The sequence below is a fragment of the Vibrio sp. CUB2 genome, assembly GCF_001557945.1.
In the GTDB taxonomy this organism is placed as follows: Bacteria; Pseudomonadota; Gammaproteobacteria; order Enterobacterales; family Vibrionaceae; genus Vibrio; species Vibrio owensii.
The window spans coordinates 255374-278452 of record NZ_LNRB01000003.1 but is presented as its reverse complement, the minus strand read 5'-3'; the positions used below and the strand labels follow the sequence as shown (position 1 = coordinate 278452).

Here is a 23079-nt window from a genome sequence, read left to right as displayed (position 1 = left end):
TATGGGCGGCTAAACTCGCTTCTTCTAAGCATTTTTCAACACAAATTGTAAAAATAGGAATTATAAAAACTGTAAATAGATTTAATATAATGCGCATTGATAGGATTCGCTCCTATTCAAACATATCAGATAAGTAAAAATGAAAAGGTTATTTCTAGCATCTCTTGTGTCAGCGACGTTGATTGGTTGTGGTGGTTCAGACGGTGGAGCGTCTCCTCCCACTCCTCCGCCTGTTGATGATAACAAGCCGCTTATTCCTCTAGAGCCTTCAACACCAGTTGTTCCACCTACTGATTTGGTTCCTGTTAACTATGCGCCTGTTGTTTCTAGTGTTCCTAACTTTAGTCTTAGCTCAGATGAGGTTGCCTACCACCAAATAGAAGCTTCTGATGCTAATGGTGATGAACTATATTACACAGCTCGCAGCGGTTCAGAATTTATTACTGTTGATTCGAATGGTTACATGGTTATCCACGGTGATCCTAACTATGCTGGTACACATGAGATTTCTGTGGCGGTGTCTGATGGCTCTTTAACAACTATAACTAACACGTTTGAAGTCCGTGTATCACTTCCAATGACAGATATCGAACCCGCCCCTATTCCACCAACAGAAGATTGCGGAATAGGTGGTGAGTGTTTAGAAGATGAGTTTGAAGTGGATGCTACCTTTGCCGAACTTGTGAATCTAGATCTATCAAATAAAGCTATCAATGAAGTTCTAGCTTTGTGCCAAATGAGTGACGGTGTTTGGTGTGGCATTGATCATGCAAATGACATGTTCTTTGTAGGTTACGGGGCGACTCGTTTCTATCCAGAAACCAGAACTTTCTCTGACTCTTACCAGCTGGCAACGAACGGAAACAAAGAAGGCATTGAGTTTACAGTAAAAGGATCTTCTTTGAAGTACAACTCAGACCAATCTGAAGAATCTGAGCATGTAGTTGAAATCTTTGACGATAATGACGTGTACGCCGTGATGATGTTTGAGACTGACATTGTTGAAATCTATCAAATCATTAACCACGGAGATTCATTCGTAATGAGCGGTGAGATGACCATTGAGAAAACACTGGACGGTGTTTCTATTGAAGATACCCACACTGTGAGCTTCTATGTATCTAATTCGTTAGCTCGAATTGTTAATGTTATTGCTGAAGATATCTACGGCGGAACAAAGGCTTACCACCAAGAGCTTGCTTCTCGTTTAAATGCTGACATTGATGAGTTCGACACCATTTGTAACACCAAGGGTTATACTTGCTACGGTATGCCATCTGGTGCTGCGAACGTCGCTAACTACAACAACGGTGTTATGTATTACCTAAACGATGAAAGTTCTAGTCTACGTTTGATGCGGGAGTTCGAAGTAACTCAAGATTATGTGGATAACTACTACACGTTCTCTACTGAAGCGCATATATGGTTTGAAGATGAAAGCTGGTACGAAGTCAACCATTCTACAGCTTCACATTACAACAATCTCACATTTGAGACTTACCACAAACTAATTTTAACTCCAGAGTTTCTTAGTGGTGTTGAAAACGGTCAAGTGGTTAACATCTCTGGCAAAACCCTTTATGCAGATAATGAGTTCACATACCAAGATTCGTTCGTGATTGAGAACGATGTTCTATTCAATACTTTGAAGCAAGAACTAGCCAAGTAATATACTAGAAGTCATTGGAAACAGTGACTTCTTTGAAGAATACTTTTTTGTTAAACGGACAAATGAAAAACAAGATTAAATTTAAATAAACTAGCCGTCAGATAAACCCAGAGAGAATGCAACATAACCCTGATACTGCTTAATCATCTGGCGCTATGGGTATCCTTAGTGCTTAAAGTGTAGCATCATTTCAATGAGTTCATTCCCCCTCAATATATTTATAGAATGATAGTTTTTAAAGCTCAAACCCTATATTTATCAAGTAAATTACAGCTATACACTTAATGACTAGACCAAATAGCTAGAATTAAAAACTAATTCGGCTTTTTAGGACAGCCAACAATGTGGTCATCGACCATGCCTACTGCTTGCATTAAAGAAATTGCTTAGCATAGTTTAGAAAAACGGCCTACCTGCTTGGAGTTCGGACGCAATAGCACCAGAGCAGGAACCATGAAAGCCGTGGGGCTTACTCACTCCAAACAAGCAGGTTTCCTGTTTTGCAAATAGACGTTAAACCTCCCTTTTAAATCTCACATTTATCATTTATAAGAAAATGCCGACCTATGTGATATTTGTGCTATTTGTGAGATTTGGAGATAAGCTTTTGTAAGATAAGCTTTTTGGGGTACGGTGGCACTATAAAGCGTGTTATGGATCTGCACTCTCTTTCATAAAGGGGGAGGTGGGGTGTTGCATAGGTGTTAAAGAAGTGTAGCGACCAATTGTTTTGGGTGTAGGTGTGCCGTCCTCACTGATAACAGAGGCATAACATAAAGAGCGGCCCTATGACTATCTGATAACAAACCATGCAGTGTCTATCGTGTAGCGTTACATTCTTCACAATGATCTAACAATCCTGCTTAGTATTTACACTGAAATGTAAGTAAAGCTGGTGGAAATGTTATTACATTGTTGCACTCCTCTCTATTCCATTCACTTAGGAATAACAAATCTATACAGACCATTAACAGCTACAACCATTCCATAACAAAGAACGATGGTTTTTTAGTCGATCTAGTATTGTATCACAAGTTCAGTCCACCAGCAACCCATGCCATTAAGTGCATACATAAACCCCTATCAGATGGGTATGCCCTAGCGATAATGTATGTGCGGGGGTAATCACCTATCAAAACCCTATCATTTAGAGTTGACAGGACTTAAATGAGAAATTATCATAAAGCCCTAACCCAAACGATAGAATAAAAGAGAATGAGTACAATCAATGCCAACCACCTAGGCTACCAGTACACGAATGAAGCAGGTGTGGTCGTAAAGGTCAGTGCAGCAGAACGTGAAGCAGAGCAGAAAAAAGTTGTGCAGGTCTGTGGTGCTAATTGGTCGGAGGTTAAATCTATTCCGGCTCAACAACGTGTGGTTGTGGTTGGTGAGATGTGGCAAGCACTGCAAGAAGAAGAAGCAGCAGGTGACGCGACACAATACATTTATGCTCGTGTGTCTACGAAAGAGCAGAACGTAGAGCAGCAAGTTAAGAAGCTGCAAGAAGAATACCCAAGTGCCGTGGTGTTTTCTGAAAAGGAGTCGGGCAAGAATGTAATAGGCCGTGAGGAATTTCAAAAGCTGCGTGGCATTGTTAAGCGTGGTGATCTTATTGCTGTACTGTCAATCAGTCGTCTAGGCCGCAACACTGGTGATGTGATCTCGTTTGTTGATGAGATGAAGTCGAAGGGTGTGAAAGTGTACGTCAAAGATATCGGCATGGATGTTACAAGTACTATGGGTAAGGTCATCATGACGACTATCGCGGCTATTGCTGAGATGCAGCGTGAAGATATGCTAGATAAGCAGCGTATTGGTATCGACCGTGCCAAAGAAGAGGGCAAGTACAAGGGCAAGCAGCAATCAAATAAGACACGTAAGAAGTTGGAAGAAGCGATGGAGTACGTTGCCAAAGGTATCTCGAAAGAGAAGGCAGCAAAGGCAGCGGGGGTTGGTGTGGCTACACTGTACCGACACATCAAAGAGATGCAGCAATAGATCACGCGAACAATTAAGTGCAATGGGCTATCCGGTTGGGTAGCCTTTTTTTGTATCTCTAAACAACTGGAAAAATGTATTGCCACCAGCATTTTCGTACCCTTAATTTTTGTTTGCAGTCTGGGTCTTGATCTGGGCTAAAAACGATTGAGAGTTAGGATCAAAAGTGTAAATTAAGAAGCACAAAAAATCACTGTGAAGCCTTATTGCATAAGGGCTGAAGGGACAAAAAAGGGCTTTCCTTCTTAGGTGCCAGAGAGGGCTAATTGTATGGCTTTAGATAAGCCTAAACACTGTAAAAAGTGCAATAAAAAGCACAAAGATTTCTATGCAGATGGCAAGTGCAAACGTTGCAAAGCTGCACGGAATAAGAAGTCAAACAAGAAAAACAACAAGAACCGGACGACTGAGTATCGTCAGGACAACCGAAACAAGAACCGACCACAATACACCAGTGATAAGTTCGAAATTGAATCTGCTATCAGAGCAAGACTACCGGAGGATCTAGTAGTGTCTTTTTATGGAAACAAACAAATGTATGCACTGACACAAGACCGTAAAAACCTTGTTGTTACTTTGAATGGTGACACTGGCAAAGCCGATTGGAGTGCGGATCATTACGTGGCAGTTGGTAAGTTGCAGCAGGATAGCCAAGGCCGTTTCTGGTCTGGTTCACATCAAGCCCCGAACCTGATTGTTACGACTATCGAATACAACCGTCAACGTTCTGCACGTCCCGTTAGTGATGAGTACTTGCGACCACCGTTTGCTATCCAAAGAGATCCGGAGCAGTTCAGAACGGAGGCCGTGAAGACTTACGCGAAGATGCGTGGTCTGGTGCGTCAACGTCTGGACTATGATCTGTCTGGTAAGAAAATCAAAGAACCGTCAATGGGTACACCAGATCCAAACGATTGGGTGTTGCTGACTCCGGAGGACTTCGTATTCCCTGAATGGGGTGCGGAGTATTCCCGTTGGTCTGACGCTGAGAAGGAGGCCTTTAGCCGAGAGCAATGGTTGTCCGAGTGTGCTGAACTTGAGGCCGCAATTGCTGCCGAGTTTGAGTATAAGGCACGTAAAAACCGTGTCCCTGCCTTTAATCGTATTGAGGGCTATGCCCTTATTTTTGACCGCGTGGCACCGTTGGCAGATGCCAGAGACTTGGCCGAGTTTGCAGAACGTCAGGACTGGATACACATTCTGAATGGCCTGTTGTCTGGTTCAATCAAGAAGTTGTCAGAACGTCGTACCATGTACGGCAATCCAACTTATAAAGACCTGCTATTGGCTAAGCGTGAGATGGGTCATTACTCTGAGCTGATTCAACTTGGCAAGCCTGTTAAATGGGCTGATTGGGGTTGGTCTATTCCGGGTGAGCCAACGTTGCAGCAGTATGCGGTTGAAAGTATCAACATGGACGAGGCAATGGCCTTTGCGGATCACTGTTTCAATGAGTACAAGGCCAACGGAAACAAGCACCCAAGGGGTGAGAGTTCGTTTATCCGATGGACTCCACCTATTGACCTTAAACCCCACGGTAAAGAGCATAGAGCAGCGGTTGCGGCTGAACTTAAAGCCGAGAGCCAAAGGCAGAGTTTGCAAACCTGTTGGTCTGGGATACTGCCGAGGCCGAGCAAGCTGAACCTGTAGAACGTACAAACCCTGTTGTGCCAGAGTTGACAGCACCTAAGACCAGAGCAGAAAAAAGACGACTAGCCAAGGCCATGAAAAAGTTCGTGCGTTCTGATGGTCGTATGATCGGGATGGGTTCAGGCTCACACTATGCCACTGAACCGAAACAAAAAACTGGTGTGCGTTATGTGACGAAAATTTGCTCGAATGCAGATTGTGAAGCACTGACAGACTCACCTAAAGCACGGTGCAAATGGTGTAAAAGTCCGTTTGTGCCATACACTGGAGCACCTATTGAAATAGAGGCCTAAATGGAATTTAACCCTGAAATAATGGCAGTCGGGAAGACTTGCCGAACCTGTTGGAATGCAGGCCACAAGAAGACAATACGATACAAGGCAGCACCTAAAGCGTGTGTCCGTTGTCGTGCTGTTGCTAATGCTAAATACAATAAAACCACCAAGGAGGTGAACTCATGAGAGATTCAAACGGAAGATTTGCAGCAGGGAATACCTACGGCACGGGTCGAAAAATAGGCAGTGAGAACCGTCTCACTAAACTGATACGCGAGCGTCTTGAACTAGAGGCCAACAACGACACGTTTCACGTTGGTGACTTCTTGATTGAGGTTGTTAAGGATGAGGATCAGCCTGCCGAGTTGCGTGCTAAATGTGATTCGAAGTTGCTCGATATTGTTGCCAAAACAGAGGACGAGGTCACTGAAAAGCAACAGTTAACACCCGAAGAAATGGACTTGCGAATAGCTCAACTGTTAAGTGAGTTCGGAGACAAGATCGTCCCTGCTGACTGGGTGTGTCATCCACCGTCAGAACCGTGTCCGTGCGGTGTTAACATGACTGTTTAATGCAGTTGTACCAGTAATTAATGACAAGCCCTGTGGTGTGATGCTACGGGGCTTTTTAAGGGGGTTAACATGCCTATACTTGATTATAAGAAACATGAAGATGGTGATTTCGATGCGTCATTCATGGCACGTATGGAGAAAAAAGATCGATGCACTACTGTAGACGTTTTTTCTGAGCCTGAACCGGAGACGGAGGATCATTGCGTGTACTTGGTCGATGATGGTTCAGGGTTGCAGTTTAGGTCTGCACCGTGTGAACCTTTAAACATTCCAGAACGTGTGAACTCACATAGACTGGCACTGCAATCGGCCAACCATGAGATCCGTAGGTCTTGGGGAGGTATGAAGTTGAAAAATTGGATGATGAATAATGCTAATTGAGTTTTACGACAAAAAGAACAAGATCACCGGACTTCAAGAAGTTGACGGGATGATAAAGCACCAAGTCATTAACCTGAGTCCTGAGATACGTCTGCATGTTAAAGAGGTGCAGTCTATTAGCAAGGGCTATTGCGGCAAGGTTATCGTAGAATTTCATGATACCAGTGTACCAGTTCCAAGTGAGGAATGGGTGTGGATTGAAGTAAGAAAATAACACTTTTTTAAGAAGAAAAAATCCCTGCAAACCCTTGTGCCATAAGGCCTGAGAGCTTGCGGGGATCACTGAAAAAGGGCTTTCCTTCTTAGGTGCCAGAGAGGGCTAATAGTTCCAGATTTTTCCGGTGAGTTTTCGTGTCTTGTGGTACGGGTTTTTCACTGCCGTGTAGGTCTTCGACTCGTTCTGTGCGGTCTTAATTTCAAACGTTACGATATCGTTTTGGCCTTTGTGGATGATGAAGTCTTTAAGCTGTGCTAATAGGCCTGTTAACTTGGTACGGGCTACAAAGTTTTCGACTTCGTTACGTTCCGAGAAGGCCAAGTCCACCAGCATTTGACGCTCAAATTGTGCTGCCTTTGTCTGGTTGTATGGGGAGAGTTCAGAACGTAAATCGTCTAATTTGGTCTGGGTTTCTACCTTCTTGGCTGATGTCTCTAATAGTTGGCTGTTGATGGTTGGGTCAAGTGTTGCAGCGTATGCAGCAGCAAGACCGGAAACGGCTTCTGTGAGCTTTTCCAGTTCACTCTCTAGCGTGGCTAGTTCCTTTGCTTCGGGTACGTCTGAGAGGCTGACAGACGCGAAATCTGATGTGATCCACACTTCGTTTAACCAGTCGTGCAAGTATCGGATGCTGACAGGTCGAGAACCTTTACATTCAACCGAGCACTGCAAGTAATACAAGTGTTGTTGTTGCTTTAGTCGGATCGTTCCGTTGCAGCAGCCACAATGTGCGATGTGTTTTAAGACGTTGCGGTATGTCTTGGTTGAGTTGCGGTTATTTCCTTTATGACGGCCACGGAGGGCTGATTGTACTTGGTCGAAGTAATCAGAATCCAAGATCACTGGATAGTTTTGGATAGGTGAACCGATAGGTTTTTCAGAACGTACACCGTCAACAATCACACGTTGTTTAGGTTGATATTCCCCAAGTACTGCACGGTTGTTAAGTACTTTGGTGATGGTTGCTGTAGACCATAGGCCACCACGGGGAGCAGTGATGCCAGATGAATTAAGTTCCTGAGCAATTACTCGCGAACCTAGGCCACCAAGTGCCATTGCGTAGATTTGGTGTACTGTTTCGATGTACTTGTTAACTTCGTAATCAGTGCGATCTTTATTGGGGGTGAGCCAGAACGGGCAATTTTTGTGGATGAATTTTCCGAGGGTTCGACGTTCTTGCCACTTTTCCTGTAGACGTTTTGACTTGGTTTCGGACTCTTCGTGTGCTCGTTGCATGATGAGACCTGCCAACATTATGTCCTCGAAATCCATGTCCTTTGTGTAAATGCGGCCATCAACCAGAGTCACAACGTGTACGTCTTGGTCTGTGATATCCCAAAGTTGTCTCATTGCGACTTTGATTTTAGCACGCGATAGACGATCCAAGTTTTCAACCAATAGCGTGCATGGTGTGGTGATCTTGCCTTCACGTAGAGCAAGCAGGAATTGGCCTAGGCCTGCGTCTTCACTGGCATTGGCAGCACGATAAGCCGATACCCCTAGGTCTTCGAATGATGTGTCACTGAGAGTTAGGCCATGCTGTGTAGCGTAGTCTTGGGCTAGTTTGGTCTGACGTTTCAGAGATGAGCCGAACTTCTGTGTTAAGAAAGAAAATCGACGGTAGCTATAAGCCTGTTTTGGTAGGTCTTGCATTTGAAAGCCTTGTATTTAAAGGGGTGCAGAGCTTATCACCTAAACCATACAAAGCAAAAACTTTAATGAAGGCGTAGCAAATCGTCTCGCCCACAAACTTAAAGCCTTTCTTTTTAAGGAATTTGCTCATCGCTTTGGACTGCTCTGTCGATACTGGCACTTGGCTCATGTCTGTCCAGTGATTCACAATTGGCTTGCCATCAACAAATTGCCATAGCGCAGCGGAAAGGCTTCCGTATTCTTCTATCAATTGCTTGGCCGCTTTGGCATTGCTAAATACCGAATTGATTTTACCGCGATGTTTAACGACGTCGTAGTTCTCCACGATGAACTCTGTGCGCTCTTCATCGCGTTGAATTAACTTATCTAAGTCATAGTGCTCAAATGCTTCACGATAGCCTTCTCGCTTTTTCAGAATCGTAATCCAACTCAAACCAGCTTGCGCACCTTCTAACGTGATGAACTCAAACAACACGGTATCATCATGCACAGGGATGCCCCATTCTGCATCGTGATATTCTCGTTCAAGTGGATGGTTCATTGCCCATGCACACGTATTCTGTTCCATATTTAATCCTTATAAAAACGCCCCTGACGGTTAGCCAGAGGCGCTTTAGAACGTTCTTAAAACTCAGTCGTTACTTCGGCACTGCCACCTTGTGGAATAGACGATACAACACTGGCACAACAATTAGTGTCAGTACAGTCGCAAAACCCAAACCAAACATGATGGTTACAGCCATTGGTTTAAAGAATATATCCGGTAATAGAGGAATCATACCAAGAATGGTAGTGATTGCCGCCATACATACTGGGCGCACACGACTTACCGCTGCATCCACAACCGCGTCGTACGCATCTTTACCTGACTTCATCTCAATCTCGATCTGGTCAAGCAGTACGATACCGTTTTTCAATACCATGCCCGACAAACTCAAGAAACCAAGCAGTGCCATAAAGCCAAACGGCGTGTTCAAGGCGAGCAGACCGGTTGTTACACCAATCAATGCCAGAGGCACCGTTAACCAAACAATCAGCGGCTCTTTGATCGAGTTGAACAAGAAGATGGTGATCAAGAACATGAACAGGTAACCCATCGGCATCGTAGTGAACAATGACGCCTTCGCATCACCTGATGACTCATATTCACCACCCCACTCTAGTGAGTAACCCGGTGGCATTTCAATCGCTTCAATCTGTGGTTGTAGACGAGCTTGCAATGTTGCTGCAGTCTCTTCACCCAAGATATCTGGATCAGCCATCACCGTTAGCATGCGCTTACGGTTTTTACGAACGATGATCGGGTCTTCCCAACGCATGTCGTAACCCATCGTCACTTGCTGTAGCGGGATAAACTCGCTCTGTGCAGGGCTCCAGATCTTCATGCCTTCGATGTTACGAATGTCGATACGCTCATCTTCAGGAAGGCGAGCTACGATTGGCATCAGCGTTGTGCCATCGCGGTACAAACCGATATTCATACCTGAGAACGACATAGATAGGAAATCATCCACATCAGACTTAGTGATACCGTAACGACGTGCTTGGCTCTCGTTAAATTGAGGCTCTAGCACTTGAGTACGTTCACGCCAGTCATGACGAATGTTGGTCGCGCCAGGATCGGCATACATCACGTCCATCACTTGCGCTGCGATAGTACGAAGTACAGTTGGATCTGAACCGATAACACGCGCTTCAATCTTCGCACCGCCGCCAGGACCCAATTCAATTTGCTTCAACTTGTAGTTGATTTCTGGGTAATTGGTTTTGATGTGATCTCTAAAGCGGTCCATCAGTGGTGCCAACGCTTCGTAGTTCTCTACACGCGTCGTGATTTCACCGTAGGCTGCGTAACTCTTCTCTGGTGAGTAAGTCAGCATGAAGCGTTGTAAGCCTTTACCCGCAGTAGTGGTAATGTGCTCAACGTGATCTTGCTTAGCTAGCCAACCTTCAAGCTCTTTCAGTTTGTCGTTTGTCGCGCGAATGTCTGTACCTTCAGGCAACCAAACGTCTAATTGGAAGATAGGAGTGGTTGATGATGGGAAGAAGGCTTGTTTTACATGCGTAAAGCCGTACACACTTGCCGCAAGACCTGCCACCAAAACCACAACCGTAAACCATGCTCGGCGCATACAGAAGTTTAAGAACTTTTTGTACACCACGAAGATGATGCCGTTGTAAGGGTCGTTGTCTTCCCCTTCACCACTCTTGATTTTCTGACCTTTAAAGAAGATGTCAGCAAAGAATGGCGTTAGCGAGATCGCAGTAAACCAACTCAGCATCAGAGAGATAAGTAATACAGTAAACAAGGTACCACAGTACTCACCCGTCGAGTCTTCTGACAGACCGATTGGAGCAAATGCCGTAACGGCAATCACGGTTGCACCTAACAAAGGCCATTTAGTTTGCGTTACGATGTCTGTAGCAGCTTGAAGTCTCGTTCGTCCTTTCTGGGTACCGATGAGTATCCCTTCCACGACCACGATGGCGTTATCCACCAGCATACCCAGTGCGATAACCAGAGCACCCAAAGAGATCCGCTGTAGGTCGATGGCAAAGTACTTCATAAAGATGAAGGTACCTAATACCGTCAACAATAGGATCAGACCAATGAGAAGACCCGAGCGTAACCCCATAAAGAAGAGCAGAACGACAATTACGATGCCCACCGCTTGCGCCAAGCTGACAACGAAACCACTTACCGACTTATCTACTTCTTTTGGCTGGTTATAAATTTCTGAGATCTCGACACCAACTGGCTGTTGGTATTTAAGCTCTGCCACTCGGCGGTCAAACGCTTTGCCCACTTCAACTACGTTAACGCCTTGGGCAAACGAAATACCCATGTTGAGCGCCAACTCGCCATTGTAGTTAATGATGTTGGTTGGAACATCGACATAGCCACGTTTGATTTCCGCTACGTCTTTCAAGAAGATCAGACCTTGCGCGCCCGACTCTGTCAGTAGCAAATCGCCGAGTTCGTCAACGCTCTGGAACTCACCGGTTGGCTGAATACGAATGTACTCATCACCAATTCGGATCGCACCTGCGTCAGAAACGACGTTTTGTGTCGATAGTAGGTTAAATACCGTGTTCGGAGATAGACCTAGGCTGCTTAGCTTCTTCATCGAAATCTCAATGAAGACTTGCTCTTGCTGTTGGCCAGATACAGAAACCTTACTCACTCCGTCGACTAATTCGAGCTCACGTCTCAAATAGTCCACATAGTCGAGCAGTTCTTTATAGCTGTACCCATCACCAGTTACGGCCAACAAGATGCCATATACATCACCAAAGTCATCAATGACCGATGGATCATTAACACCCGGCGGTAACGTGCCTTTTAAGTCGTTGACTTTACGACGTAACTCATCCCAAATCTGCGGTAAGTCATCCGGACCATAGTTGTTTTTCATGGTCACAGTAATTTGCGATAAACCGCGGCTGGAAATGGAGTTAACCTCATCCACATAGGTTAATTGCTGAATCGCTTTTTCGATTGGATAGGTTACCTCTTCTTCGACCTGTTGCGGTGTCGCACCAGGGTAAGAAGTGACAACCATTGCGTCTTTGATGGTAAAGGCTGGGTCTTCAAGACGACCTAGGCCAAAGAACGCAGAGATACCACCGATTAAGAAGATCAGCGATACCATCCAACTAATTACACGGTTACGAATGAAATACGCCGCGATGCCCGTTACGTTTTCATCATCATCTTTTTGAGGCGCAACGTTATTTTGTTCACTCATTGAGTTGCCTCCTGCTTAACCACTTCCACTTTCATGCCATCTCTTAATCGGGACACACCAGCGACAACCACTTTGTCGTCAAGCTCTAAACCATCAAGGATTTGAACCGAGGTTTGTGACGCTTTACCAGCACGCACTTGCTTGCGAGTTACGGTATTGTCGTCATTCAAGACCCAAACAAATTTGTTTTCACGATCCAGATCATCACCATCAGCATTAAAGATGGCTTCAATTGGCACGTTGATACCGATGTTGAGGTCCAGACCGGTCTTTTCATCTTTAGAGGTCACATCCACCGCCATACCATCAAGAATATATTCGTTGTCTGGCATAGGCAGAGACAGCGTCACCGTAAAGGTGCCAGTGTTAGGATCTGGCTCTGTGGTGAACTCTTTGATTTGAGCGTTGTATTCATTGCCGCTTGGTACACGAACTACGGCATTGATTCCCGTCAGATGTTCTTCAGTCGGAGGCTGATTAACGTACAAACGGTCAGGAAGCTGAATCAGTACTTCGACGCGATCCACACTGTGAATGTTTACGATGTACTGACCAACTTGAATGTTTTCAAACTGGTCTACGTTTACGCGCGAAATAACACCATCAACCGGTGCTTTTAGCTCTGTAAACGACAAACGAAGCTTGGCGAGTTCAAGTTCAGCAAGTGCAATTTGACGCTGTGCTGCAATCTCATCAAATTGTGATTTTGCCAATAGACCTTTTTTCACTAGAGGGGCTGAACGGCGGTATTGGCTGTCAACCACAGAAAAACGCGCCGATGCGTTATCAACATCAAGCTTGTAATCGGTAGGGTCCAGCGTCGCAATAACATCACCTTTTGTGACCTTATCACCTTCTTTGACCAAGACTCGACTGACCTCGCCCGCAACACGGAAGCTTAAGTGTGAACGGTCAGCAGCATTGGCGACAGCAGGAAAATACAGGTTATCGTCAACCTTCTGACCTTCCAGAGAAGCCACTCGAACGCGCGGCGTTTCAAGTTCTCGCTCCGGCCCTTTGTCACCACAACCTGCCAATAGCATTGCTGAGCAAAGTGTGGTTAAAGCTAAGATTCCTTTCATACTACAGTCCTCGCTCCTTAACCCACTCACGCACTTTGATGCCAGGCTCAATCACGTTGACGCCAGAGATAATGATTTGGTCACCGTCTTCTAGGCCGGACGCAATCTGCTGTTTCTCGTTCAGCGTTACCGTCACTTTCTCAACGATGCCTTGGTCATTCACACGCCAAACACACGTTTTATCGTTCTCAGTAAACAGTGCTGAATTCGGAATTCTTGTGGCACCTGCATTTTCAGACACCAAATGCACATTGCCGGACATACCCGGTAAGATACCCACCCCTTCTGGGCGCGCCATCACCATGGTGACTTTGTAACTGCCCGTTTTAGGATCGGCTTCGGTATCAATTTCTTGGAAGGTCAATTCAAAAGAACGCTCTGGGAACGCATCAAACGTCATTGACGCATGTGCGTTGGCACCTTGCGTAAACTTACTCAACAAGTGATCTGGTAATTGGAATAACACCTTCATCACTTGGTTGGTTTGAATGTTCATGACGCCTTCTTTTGCCGCCACGTATTCATGGTTTTCCGCTGGCAGGTAAGAAATAGTGCCATCGTAAGGGGCAACAAGCTTGGTGTATCTCAGGTTTGCTTTAGCCTGATTCCACTGTGCTTTTGCAGAATTATGATTAGCTTTCGCTGCATCAAAATCTTGCTCAGACACTACTTGCTCTTTACGAAGCTTTTTCGAACGTTCGTATTGAACATCCGCTAGGGTGTAATTCGCACGAGCTTGTTTTTCGAGTAGTGAATACTCGTCAGGGTTGAGTACAGCAAGCACATCGCCTTTGTTGACCATCTGCCCAGCATTGACTTCAATCGACTGAAGCAAACCAGGCACACGGAATGCGAGTACTGCTCGGTCGCCGGCTTCTGTGGTGGCAGGAAAATGTCGTTCAAACTGAGCATTGCCTACAGAGACCGTGAAGAGTTTGGCGGGCCGAGATTCGGGTTCAGGGACTGGTGGCAGCTCTTTTCCACACCCAGAGAGAACCGTCATGACAGCGATTGGAATGAGCGCTTTTCTCATGTTAATTCATCCATTTAAGATCCATTCCTTTTAAAGTAGATGAATTTATGGTGTTCTTCTAGAGCATCAGAGCAAAAAATTTCTTTAAAAATAGCAATTTGAGACAAAAATAAAGCAGGCCGAAGCCTGCTTTATCAATAAATTAGTAACTAATCACTAGAGCTTATTAAACTCTCTGTTTACGCGATAAGTGTCAGAAGTGACATACGCTTCCATGTTGCGAATTTTTCCATCGAGACGGTTAAAGTCATTTTCAAGCACGCTTAACAGCTGATCTGGACTCTGTCCTTTTTGCCACGGTTTGCTCTTCAACGTATGTTCTTCGCGTGACTTAATGTTCTCGGTGTAAGTCATTGGTTGCTTCTCTAGCATGAAGGTCATTGCGATGTAAGCCAACAAGACTAAAAAAGTACCACCTAGCAAGGCTGCGGAGATCACGACGATACGAATCAACCAAACTTCCGCGCCAAAGTAGTTTGCGACTCCAGCACACACACCGGAGATTTTGCCGTTTACTGGGTCACGATACAGTTCTCGTCTATTCATACTTTCGTCTCCATGTTGGGGACTCTGAGTCTAGAATACGCTCTAATGTTTCAACTCGAGACTGCATCGCTTCCGCTTTTTCAGACAGTACCTGAAGGCGATCTAGATCTTGGCTCGACAGTGCACTATCTGCTTTGCGTTTGCTGCGATAGTGTAAGAAGAGCCATAGTGGAGCGACAAAGATTAAAAAGACAATCAATGGTCCAGTAATAAAAAATGTCGACATAAATGGCTCCTTTCTTATTTATCGTTCGATGACATCTGTTCTTTCAGTTTTGCCAACTCTTTTTCAATTTCGTCTTGTGCTTGTAGCTCAGCAAACTCTTGGTCTAGCGACTTTGCATTACCCGTTTTTGCGTATAGATCCGCTTCCGCTTCCATCTCGTCAATCTTACGAGAGTATTGCTCGAACTTTGCCATCGCTTCGTTTGTACGACCTGCATGAAGTTGCTTTTGTACATCACGACGGTTCGATGCCGTTTGGTTACGAATCGCTAGCGCTTGCTGCTTCGCGCGAGTTTCTGTGATTTTTGCTTCTAGCTTACCGATTTCACCAGTCAGTTTCTCAATGGTTTCTTCGACTAGCGTTTGCTCAGTGTGAAGACCTTTAATCACTTGCTCGAGCTTTTGCTTTTCAATCAGAGCAGCACGTGCCAAATCTTCACGCTCTTTCACTAGAGCTAGGCTTGCTTTCTGACCCCACTCAGTGATTTGCTCTTCTAAAGCTTCAACTTTGCGAGCCAACTCTTTTTTGTCTGCAATCGCTTTAGCCGAGTTAGTACGCACTTCTACAAGCGTGTCTTCCATTTCTTGGATGATAAGACGGATCATTTTTTCAGGATCTTCCGCCTTGTCTAGCAATGCACTGATGTTTGAGTTAACGATGTCTGCAAAACGAGAAAAAATACCCATAACGGAACTCCTCTTTTTTCCTATTTAAACTCGACAAGGTGGTGATTCACCTTGTGTCTCCCTTTAGGTATAACAAGTAGCGTGCCAACTTTTATTTTCTTTAATAAACAGTACGTTACGCATTTTGTTGTCGTTACACTCCGTTATGCTATGATGGTTTTTACCAACTGTTGGTAAATTTCACCAACTCCAATACTGTAAATCGTGGCTAGATAGAAAATAAGAAGGATTTTATGAAGCAGAACCTCATTGGTGAATCGCCCGCTTTTCTCGCCGTACTAGATAAAGTATCACAACTTGCGCCGATTGAACGTCCTGTTCTCATCATTGGGGAGCGAGGTACAGGTAAAGAACTCATCGCGCAACGTTTACACTATTTATCAAAGCGTTGGGATAAGCCACTGCTTTCTCTAAACTGTGCAACATTAAGCGAAGGTCTGATTGATTCAGAACTGTTTGGCCACGAATCCGGTTCATTTACTGGCTCTAAAGGTAAGCACAAAGGCCGCTTCGAACGCGCAGAAGGTGGTACCTTATTCCTTGATGAATTGGCGACGGCTCCTCTTCTTGTTCAAGAAAAACTTCTACGCGTGATTGAATATGGTGAGTACGAACGTGTTGGCGGACATACTGCACTGACTGCAGATGTGCGCTTAGTTTGTGCAACCAATGCCGATTTACCAAAACTGGCGGAACAAGGCGATTTCCGCGCAGATTTACTCGACCGTTTGGCGTTTGACGTCATCATGCTTCCACCACTGAGAGAGCGAAAGGAAGACATTCTTTCCCTTGCCGAGCATTACGCGATCAAGATGTGCCGTGAATTGCAGTTGGAATACTTTGTTGGCTTTACGGAAGAAGCACAGCAATCACTTTTGGATTACGCGTGGCCGGGCAACGTACGTGAGTTAAAGAACGTGATTGAGCGTGCGATTTATCGTCATGGTTTAAACTCTGATCCGATAGAACATCTTATCTTTAACCCATTTGAAGCGGGTTGGGATAACGCGTTGGGCCATACAGCAAATCAAGAAGAATCAGAACTTGAAGAAACGGCGCCGAGAGCTGAGATTCGCTTCCCTCTGGATTACAAACAGTGGCAAGAAGACCAAGATATCGAACTGCTTAACCGCGCTTTAGAAGAAGCGAAGTTTAATCAACGCCAAGCGGCAGAGCTGTTAGGGCTAAGTTACCACCAGCTCAGAGGCATGGTCAGAAAATATGGCTTAGTTGGTCAAGGATAAATAGCACCTGCCCTCTCACTCTAGCTTTGTCTCACTATACTAAGGAAAACAAGCCGTTTCCTAACCAGCGGCAAATCACACACATAGTGAGCAATTTGAGAGGCAAATAAGGTCGCCAACCAGAAATGATACGGTAATTTGATCTAACACCTCGCTACACAACGATTTTATGTTTGGAGCGAGTTGGCAAAGGTGATAAATTAGCGGGATCATTTTCGCTTGTCAGCCCTGATGCAAAAAGCAGAAGGAACAAGCAAAGTCCAATGACCATTTCATATTATGAAAGCTTTTATAAGACTATCGCTGAGCCTTATTGGTATTAGCTTACTCACCGCATGTGGTGACGAAATCGATCACAATGATATTCGAGAGAATGGCTTTGTGTTTTGTGGGCAAGGTAAGCCAACCACGTTTAACCCTCAGCTCATTGACAGCGGCATCACAGCCGAAGCATTAAGTCCTCAGCTGTACGACACGCTGCTCACTCTCGATCCTAAATCTCACCAACCTATCGCAAACCTTGCGGAAAGTTGGTCGGTTAACGACGAAGGCACGGAATACACGTTTAGCTTAAAACAAGGGGTCGCGTTTCAAAAAACCGCTTGGTTTACACCGACTCGTCCGTTTAACGCCCAAGATGTGGTATTCAGCTTTAAGCGAATCATTGATGTAGACCATCCGTTTCACGACGTCGGTGGTGGTTTTTATCCATGGTTTGCAGGTTTGGATTTCCAAAACCTCGTGAAAGATGTGATTGCTCTGGATGACCACACGGTTAAGTTCGTACTTTCTCAGCCTAACTTTGCTTTTTTAGCAAATATTGCCACTAGCCATGCTGTTTTGCTTTCTGCCGAATACGGGCAGCAGTTGGCAGAGAAGGACGAAAAAGCACAAATCGATATGCTGCCGATTGGTACCGGTCCTTACCAACTAAAAGAGTATCAAGTAAACGATTTGATTCGCTTAGAACGTCATCCAAAATACTGGAAGTCACCGGCGAAGATGGAACAAGTGGTATTCGACATTTCTCACCGCGGTACTGGCACGCTGGCTAAGCTATTGAGAAACGAATGTGATGTTTTGGCGTCACCGATTTCTAGCCAGATCCCAATCATTCAAGAAACGGAAAACCTTGAGTTAACCGCAACACCTGCGAACAACGTTTCTTTTATTGCGATTAACACTGGTCACCCTGCGCTTCGCGATCCTCGTGTTCGACAAGCACTGAATCTCGCGATCAATCGTCAGAACATTCTTGATTCGGTTTACTACGGAACAGGTACTCAAGCCTATACCCTACTTCCACCTAATTCTTGGGCTTACCAAAAAGACAGCGTAAAAATCCGTTACGACCGTAACTACGCCCTAGCCCTATTGCGAGAAGCAGGTTACGAAAAAGGGCTTCAGTTAACAATGTGGGTGCCTTTAGAACCACGCGCATTCAACCCAAGCCCACGCAAAACCGCTGAACTGATTCAAGCTAACTTTGCGGATATTGGCGTTGATTTACGACTTCTGACCGATGACCGGTTTGAGCGTACTCAGTTAGAAACCATCAATGATGTCGATTTACTGCTAACGGGCTGGATTGGTGATACAGGCGATCCGGATAACTTCTTCCGCCCACTGCTTTCTTGTGAATCAGAGCGCGTTGGTTTGAACGTTTCGATGTGGTGTAACGATGACTTCGACTTCTTGTTGGATCTTGCGTTAGAAACAGAGCAACAACGTTACCGTTTGAATTTATACCGCCAAGCGCAAAACATATTGAACGAAGAGTTCCCGGTGATTCCGCTAGCTCATGGTGTTCAATTCCGTGTTCACGATAAATCGCTGAAAGGCTTTAAGTCGAGCCCTTTCAATGCACAACCTTTTGATAGAGTTGAGAGAATTCATTAATGTTTTGGTACGCCGTAAGACGTCTTAATCTGTTTGTCATCACTTTGATGATTCTCACGTTAGTGGGCTTTTCACTCCTGCGTTTGGATCCCACTTCCCACTGGGCAAACGTTGAATTTTGGTCGGGTTGGCAAAGTTATTTAGTCGAGTTGTCTCAGCTTAACTTCGGCATCAGTAAAAATGGCAATCCAATTTACGAAGAGCTCGCTGTCGTTTTCCCTGCGACGTTAGAGCTGTGTTTCTTTGCATTCGTAGTGTCGTTACTTATCGGTATCCCACTGGGTACCATTGCAGGCATGAAGCAAGGTAAATGGCTCGATACCAGTATCTCGTTTGTGTCGATGTCGGGTTACTCTGCGCCAATCTTCTGGGTTGCTCTCATGCTGATTATGGTGTTTTCACTTCAGTATCACGTGTTCCCAGTTGCAGGGCGCTATGACCTACTCTATGAAATCGACCACGTAACAGGATTCGCTATCATTGATGCTTTCATGGCAAAAGGTGAATACCGAGCGCATGCGCTGCAAAGTGTTATTGAGCACATGATTCTGCCATGTTTGGTATTGGCCTTAACGCCAACCACTCAGGTCATTGGCTTGATGCGAGCATCAGTTGCAGAAGTGATGAGCCAAAACTACATCCGTGCCGCGCGAATCAAAGGTTTGTCGAACCGTGAGATCGTGACTCAACACGTACTTCGTAATGCGATTCCCCCCATCATTCCAAAGGTTGGGGTTCAGCTTTCTAGCATGATTACTCTGGCAATCATTACTGAATCCATCTTCAACTGGCCAGGCATTGGTCGCTGGTTGTTAGACGCCCTTTCCAATCAAGACTACGCTTCGATTCAAGCGGGTGTAATGGTTCTAGCAACCCTTGTTTTAACTGCCAATATCCTTTCGGATCTGATTGGTGCCATGATTAACCCTCTGGTGAGAAAGGAATGGTATGCTAACAAATAACGTTTATCAGGAAGAACGCATTCCGACTCAGTTCGAACGTTTCTGGCGCAGCTACCGTGCGAACAACTTGGCAATGTTCGGCTTGTGGTGTTTAGCTTTCGTCGTACTGATTACCATTTTTGCTCCTCTGCTAGCACCTTACGATCCGCAAGCGCAATCGGGCGAATTACTGGTTCCGCCATCATGGGCACCAGCAGGCACTGTTGATTACTTTTTAGGAACCGATGACTTAGGTCGTGACATTCTTTCACGTCTTATCATGGGCTCTCAGTTGACGTTTGGTGCAGCGGTTGCAATCACAGCAATTGCAGCTCTTATCGGTTGCTTTATTGGCGTGTTAGCAGGTATGACCAAAGGTCTTTTATCTAGCACACTGAACCACCTTCTCGACACCGTCATGTCAATTCCATCACTGCTGCTTGCCATCATTTTTGTGGCTTTCTTGGGCTTTGGGGAATTCAATATTCTATTGGCGATATGTTTGGCTTTGATTCCACGCTTTATTCGCTCGGTTTATATTGCCGTGCATACCGAAGTTGAGAAAGATTACATCATGGCTGCTCGTTTGGATGGCGCTAACGACTTCTACTTACTTTGGAACTCGATTCTACCGAACGTGTTAACAGTCATCGCCGCAGAAATCACCCTAGCACTATCTGTTGCGATTCTTGATATCACCGCACTGGGTTTCCTTGGTCTTGGTGCACAGGCGCCAAGTACGGAATGGGGTGCAATTCTTGGTGACTCTGTCGAACTGATTTACATCGCACCTTGGACGGTGACGCTACCCGGTCTCACCATTATGTTTACTGTTGTTGTTCTAAACTTAGTGGGTGAAGGTGTACGCCAAGCGCTCAATGCGGGGATCGAATAATGCCGTTATTAGATATTCGACATTTAACCATTGAAATTGAAACACCGTCAGGCTTGGTGAAAGCTGTAGATCGCATGAGCATTACCCTAAACGAAGGGGAAATACGCGGTCTAGTAGGCGAATCAGGTTCGGGTAAAAGTCTCGTCGCCAAAGCAATTGTTGGGGTTTGTAAGGACAACTGGAAAGTCACCGCTGACCGAATGCGCCTTGGTAACATCGACTTACTTCAATTGACGCCGAAAGAGCGCCGACGAGTGATTGCGCGTGACATCGCGATGATCTTCCAAGAGCCTTCAACCTGTCTGGACCCTTCTGAAGAAGTAGGACGTCAGTTGATCGAATCGATCCCTTCTCGCTCTTTCGAAGGCAAATGGTGGGAGCGCTTCAAGTGGCGTAAAAAGCAGGCGATTGCCCTACTCCACAAAGTCGGTATCAAAGATCACAAACGTTTGATGGGCAGCTATCCGTACGAGCTGACAGACGGTGAATGTCAAAAAGTCATGATCGCAATGGCGATTGCAACCAAGCCGAAAATCTTGATTGCCGACGAGCCAACCAACGACCTTGACCCTATTACTCAGTCACAAATTTTGCGTTTGTTGAGCCGAATGAATCAGCTTAACAACACCACGATTGTGTTGATTGGTCATGACTTGACCACGATTACTCAGTGGGCGAATCGTATTACGGTAATGTACTGCGGCCAGTCGGTAGAATCCGCCGATACAGAAAAACTGATTGCGGCTCCAAAACACCCGTATACCGCAGCACTGCTCAAAGCGATGCCTGACTTTAATGACTGGATCCCTCATAAACAGAAACTGCAATCGCTGCCGGGTTCCATCCCTCCTTTGCAGCACTTACCAATTGGTTGTCGCTTAGGGCCGCGTTGTCCTTATGCACAAAGGCAATGTGTAGAGATTCCACATACTAAGCGTATTAAGAATCACAAATTTAGCTGTCACTTCCCATTGAACACGGAGAAACATTCATGAGTGCGTTGCTTGAAGTCGATAACCTATCGAAACAGTTTGTCACGCGCTCAGGTCTGTTCAAACGCACAGTCAAGGAAGCGGTAAAACCGGTTAGCTTTACTCTAGAGCCGGGCCAAACCATTGGCTTTATCGGTCAAAACGGTTCAGGTAAATCAACCCTAGCGCGTATGCTTGCTGGTGTAGTTGAGCCAAGCTCCGGCGAGATTCGCGTGAATGGTGAACGTCTAGAGCACAAAGATTATTCGACGCGCTGTAAGCTGATTCGTATGATTTTCCAAGATCCAAACACCTCTTTGAATCCACGAATTCAGATCGGGCGTATTTTGGAAGGCCCGCTTAAGCGAAACACCAACATGCCGCCGGATGCACGAATGAAGCGTGTGAAGGATACTTTGCTACGCGTAGGTTTGTTACCGGAGCATGCTTACTTCTACCCTCAGATGCTGGCAGCGGGTCAAAAGCAACGTGTGTGTCTTGCTCGTGCTTTGATTCTTCAACCGTCTATCATCGTTGCTGATGAGGCACTAAACGGTCTCGACATGGCAATGCGCTCTCAGATCATTAACCTGTTCTTAGAGCTACAAGAAGAGATGGGATTGTCGTTTGTTTACGTGTCGCAACATATCGGCATCGTGAAGCACATTACCGATAAGGTGATGGTAATGCATGAAGGCGAAGTGGTCGAATTTGGTGAAACAAACCAAGTGCTGACCAACCCAGAGCATGCGATTACTCAGCGACTGGTAGAGAGCCACTTCTACAAAGCGCCAAACCACTAAAAATTGAGCGAGTGGTAAGTCTCTAGTATTCGCTTCCTCAAAAAACCGTCTTCTAAAAACAACAAAGCCTGCATCAACGCAGGCTTTTTTTATTCTCTGAATTTGAGAGCACGATTTGTAGTGTCTAGCGACGGCTCTCTTGTTTACGAAGCTCGAAATCAAACTCGTCAGGGAATAGAACTACGCCTTCTTCGTTCTGGTTTGGGAAAACCACAACAGACAACTCATCGTCCTCTAGGCCAGATGTCCAACGGCTGTGCCACTTATTCAAAGAGATAGCTTCTGGTTCACACTCTTCCCAGTCACCTGTCGCCCACTGTTGTGCGAACTCTTCGTTTGGCCACACAGGCACACAATCGTCATCTTCTGTATTTAGCATCACGCAGCCGTGTTCATCTTTCAGAATCCACACTTTGCGGTTTGCTACGATTTCCTTCACACAGTATTTCAAACGCTGCTCTTCGTTGTAGCGATTGATGGTGTCCATTTGCTCTTGGGTTAATGCTTCAGACATGTTTGTCTCCTATTCCCATAGAAAAATGCCCACCTATTGGCGGGCATTTAAAGTATACGTTGGTAATAATGA

The 23079-nt window shown here is 45.4% G+C and carries 21 protein-coding genes; 12 read left to right on the top strand and 9 right to left on the bottom strand.

The features are described 5' to 3' along the window. Nucleotides 1-139: 139 nt before the first annotated feature. From ATB78_RS06050 to ATB78_RS06020, 6 genes are all read left to right on the top strand, one after another. Complete coding sequence (locus ATB78_RS06050) at nt 140-1669, top strand: Ig-like domain-containing protein (protein ID WP_061008099.1); 1530 nt, start codon at nt 140-142, stop codon at nt 1667-1669. A 1215-nt stretch (nt 1670-2884) separates the two neighbouring features. Further along, entirely contained in the window at nt 2885-3670 is a 786-nt protein-coding gene (locus ATB78_RS06045; protein WP_240537365.1) for a recombinase family protein, read from the top strand. Between the two features lie 270 nt (nt 3671-3940). Beyond that, nucleotides 3941-5320, top strand: a complete 1380-nt coding sequence (locus ATB78_RS06040) for a hypothetical protein (RefSeq protein ID WP_061008098.1) — start codon at nt 3941-3943, stop codon at nt 5318-5320. Between the two features lie 457 nt (nt 5321-5777). Further along, a complete protein-coding gene (locus ATB78_RS06030; RefSeq protein ID WP_061008096.1) occupies nt 5778-6167 on the top strand; it encodes a hypothetical protein in 390 nt (129 codons plus the stop codon). Nucleotides 6168-6236: 69 nt separating this feature from the next. Beyond that, nucleotides 6237-6548: a hypothetical protein gene (locus ATB78_RS06025; RefSeq protein WP_061008095.1), complete on the top strand. Its 312-nt coding sequence runs from the start codon at nt 6237-6239 to the stop codon at nt 6546-6548. Continuing rightward, a complete protein-coding gene (locus tag ATB78_RS06020) occupies nt 6538-6762 on the top strand; it encodes a hypothetical protein (protein ID WP_061008094.1) in 225 nt (74 codons plus the stop codon). Before ATB78_RS06025 ends, ATB78_RS06020 begins: the two co-directional genes overlap by 11 nt. Before the next feature lie 105 nt (nt 6763-6867). Here the strand turns inward: ATB78_RS06020 and ATB78_RS06015 are convergent, their stop codons facing one another. From ATB78_RS06015 to pspA, 8 genes are all read right to left on the bottom strand, one after another. Continuing rightward, on the bottom strand, nt 6868-8418 hold the full coding sequence (locus ATB78_RS06015; RefSeq protein ID WP_061008093.1) for a recombinase family protein: 1551 nt from the start codon (nt 8416-8418) through the stop codon (nt 6868-6870). Continuing rightward, nucleotides 8390-8986: a DNA-3-methyladenine glycosylase I gene (locus ATB78_RS06010; RefSeq protein ID WP_061008092.1), complete on the bottom strand. Its 597-nt coding sequence runs from the start codon at nt 8984-8986 to the stop codon at nt 8390-8392. Before ATB78_RS06010 ends, ATB78_RS06015 begins: the two co-directional genes overlap by 29 nt. Nucleotides 8987-9056: 70 nt before the next feature. Further along, the gene (gene vmeI / locus ATB78_RS06005; RefSeq protein ID WP_039842538.1) at nt 9057-12167 is read right to left on the bottom strand and encodes an efflux RND transporter permease subunit VmeI; all 3111 of its coding nucleotides are present in this window, start codon (nt 12165-12167) and stop codon (nt 9057-9059) included. Beyond that, nucleotides 12164-13249 carry an efflux RND transporter periplasmic adaptor subunit gene (locus ATB78_RS06000; protein WP_061008091.1) on the bottom strand — a complete coding sequence of 362 codons (1086 nt, stop codon included), beginning with the start codon at nt 13247-13249 and terminating at the stop codon, nt 12164-12166. The genes vmeI and ATB78_RS06000 overlap by 4 nt, the downstream gene beginning before the upstream one ends. A gap of 1 nt (nt 13250) precedes the next feature. Beyond that, nucleotides 13251-14282 carry an efflux RND transporter periplasmic adaptor subunit gene (locus ATB78_RS05995; protein ID WP_005437278.1) on the bottom strand — a complete coding sequence of 344 codons (1032 nt, stop codon included), beginning with the start codon at nt 14280-14282 and terminating at the stop codon, nt 13251-13253. A gap of 156 nt (nt 14283-14438) precedes the next feature. Beyond that, complete coding sequence (gene pspC / locus ATB78_RS05990; RefSeq protein WP_005437277.1) at nt 14439-14828, bottom strand: envelope stress response membrane protein PspC; 390 nt, start codon at nt 14826-14828, stop codon at nt 14439-14441. Continuing rightward, a complete protein-coding gene (pspB, locus tag ATB78_RS05985; RefSeq protein ID WP_061008090.1) occupies nt 14821-15054 on the bottom strand; it encodes an envelope stress response membrane protein PspB in 234 nt (77 codons plus the stop codon). The genes pspC and pspB overlap by 8 nt, the downstream gene beginning before the upstream one ends. Nucleotides 15055-15068: 14 nt before the next feature. Continuing rightward, complete coding sequence (pspA, locus tag ATB78_RS05980) at nt 15069-15740, bottom strand: phage shock protein PspA (protein ID WP_005425704.1); 672 nt, start codon at nt 15738-15740, stop codon at nt 15069-15071. 233 nt (nt 15741-15973) lie between these two features. Between pspA and pspF the strand changes: the two genes are divergently transcribed. The 6 genes from pspF to ATB78_RS05950 all read left to right on the top strand — a co-directional run bounded on the left by pspF (nt 15974) and on the right by ATB78_RS05950 (nt 22493). Then, nucleotides 15974-16984, top strand: coding sequence for a phage shock protein operon transcriptional activator (pspF, locus tag ATB78_RS05975; RefSeq protein WP_061008089.1), 1011 nt, complete (start codon nt 15974-15976; stop codon nt 16982-16984). A 279-nt stretch (nt 16985-17263) separates the two neighbouring features. Continuing rightward, nucleotides 17264-18883, top strand: coding sequence for an ABC transporter substrate-binding protein SapA (gene sapA / locus ATB78_RS05970; RefSeq protein ID WP_041055268.1), 1620 nt, complete (start codon nt 17264-17266; stop codon nt 18881-18883). Further along, a complete protein-coding gene (locus tag ATB78_RS05965) occupies nt 18883-19845 on the top strand; it encodes an ABC transporter permease subunit (RefSeq protein ID WP_005437264.1) in 963 nt (320 codons plus the stop codon). Before sapA ends, ATB78_RS05965 begins: the two co-directional genes overlap by 1 nt. Then, nucleotides 19832-20719, top strand: a complete 888-nt coding sequence (locus ATB78_RS05960) for an ABC transporter permease subunit (protein ID WP_061008088.1) — start codon at nt 19832-19834, stop codon at nt 20717-20719. Before ATB78_RS05965 ends, ATB78_RS05960 begins: the two co-directional genes overlap by 14 nt. Continuing rightward, complete coding sequence (locus ATB78_RS05955; protein WP_039842531.1) at nt 20719-21714, top strand: oligopeptide/dipeptide ABC transporter ATP-binding protein; 996 nt, start codon at nt 20719-20721, stop codon at nt 21712-21714. Before ATB78_RS05960 ends, ATB78_RS05955 begins: the two co-directional genes overlap by 1 nt. Further along, nucleotides 21711-22493 carry an ABC transporter ATP-binding protein gene (locus tag ATB78_RS05950; RefSeq protein ID WP_005437261.1) on the top strand — a complete coding sequence of 261 codons (783 nt, stop codon included), beginning with the start codon at nt 21711-21713 and terminating at the stop codon, nt 22491-22493. The genes ATB78_RS05955 and ATB78_RS05950 overlap by 4 nt, the downstream gene beginning before the upstream one ends. 124 nt (nt 22494-22617) lie before the next feature. Here ATB78_RS05950 and ATB78_RS05945 read toward each other — a convergent pair whose 3' ends face one another. Further along, the gene (locus ATB78_RS05945) at nt 22618-23007 is read right to left on the bottom strand and encodes a DUF2750 domain-containing protein (protein WP_005437260.1); all 390 of its coding nucleotides are present in this window, start codon (nt 23005-23007) and stop codon (nt 22618-22620) included. Nucleotides 23008-23079 lie beyond the last annotated feature (72 nt).

Bases quoted from the DNA above. Each gene is read 5' to 3' on its own strand.
- ATB78_RS06050 (WP_061008099.1), top strand. From the start codon at position 140: ATGAAAAGGTTATTTCTAGCATCTCTTGTGTCAGCGACGTTGATTGGT.
- ATB78_RS06045 (WP_240537365.1), top strand. From the start codon at position 2,885: ATGAGTACAATCAATGCCAACCACCTAGGCTACCAGTACACGAATGAA.
- ATB78_RS06040 (WP_061008098.1), top strand. From the start codon at position 3,941: ATGGCTTTAGATAAGCCTAAACACTGTAAAAAGTGCAATAAAAAGCAC.
- ATB78_RS06030 (WP_061008096.1), top strand. From the start codon at position 5,778: ATGAGAGATTCAAACGGAAGATTTGCAGCAGGGAATACCTACGGCACG.
- ATB78_RS06025 (WP_061008095.1), top strand. From the start codon at position 6,237: ATGCCTATACTTGATTATAAGAAACATGAAGATGGTGATTTCGATGCG.
- ATB78_RS06020 (WP_061008094.1), top strand. From the start codon at position 6,538: ATGCTAATTGAGTTTTACGACAAAAAGAACAAGATCACCGGACTTCAA.
- ATB78_RS06015 (WP_061008093.1), bottom strand. From the start codon at position 8,418: ATGCAAGACCTACCAAAACAGGCTTATAGCTACCGTCGATTTTCTTTC.
- ATB78_RS06010 (WP_061008092.1), bottom strand. From the start codon at position 8,986: ATGGAACAGAATACGTGTGCATGGGCAATGAACCATCCACTTGAACGA.
- vmeI (WP_039842538.1), bottom strand. From the start codon at position 12,167: ATGAGTGAACAAAATAACGTTGCGCCTCAAAAAGATGATGATGAAAAC.
- ATB78_RS06000 (WP_061008091.1), bottom strand. From the start codon at position 13,249: ATGAAAGGAATCTTAGCTTTAACCACACTTTGCTCAGCAATGCTATTG.
- ATB78_RS05995 (WP_005437278.1), bottom strand. From the start codon at position 14,282: ATGAGAAAAGCGCTCATTCCAATCGCTGTCATGACGGTTCTCTCTGGG.
- pspC (WP_005437277.1), bottom strand. From the start codon at position 14,828: ATGAATAGACGAGAACTGTATCGTGACCCAGTAAACGGCAAAATCTCC.
- pspB (WP_061008090.1), bottom strand. From the start codon at position 15,054: ATGTCGACATTTTTTATTACTGGACCATTGATTGTCTTTTTAATCTTT.
- pspA (WP_005425704.1), bottom strand. From the start codon at position 15,740: ATGGGTATTTTTTCTCGTTTTGCAGACATCGTTAACTCAAACATCAGT.
- pspF (WP_061008089.1), top strand. From the start codon at position 15,974: ATGAAGCAGAACCTCATTGGTGAATCGCCCGCTTTTCTCGCCGTACTA.
- sapA (WP_041055268.1), top strand. From the start codon at position 17,264: ATGAAAGCTTTTATAAGACTATCGCTGAGCCTTATTGGTATTAGCTTA.
- ATB78_RS05965 (WP_005437264.1), top strand. From the start codon at position 18,883: ATGTTTTGGTACGCCGTAAGACGTCTTAATCTGTTTGTCATCACTTTG.
- ATB78_RS05960 (WP_061008088.1), top strand. From the start codon at position 19,832: ATGCTAACAAATAACGTTTATCAGGAAGAACGCATTCCGACTCAGTTC.
- ATB78_RS05955 (WP_039842531.1), top strand. From the start codon at position 20,719: ATGCCGTTATTAGATATTCGACATTTAACCATTGAAATTGAAACACCG.
- ATB78_RS05950 (WP_005437261.1), top strand. From the start codon at position 21,711: ATGAGTGCGTTGCTTGAAGTCGATAACCTATCGAAACAGTTTGTCACG.
- ATB78_RS05945 (WP_005437260.1), bottom strand. From the start codon at position 23,007: ATGTCTGAAGCATTAACCCAAGAGCAAATGGACACCATCAATCGCTAC.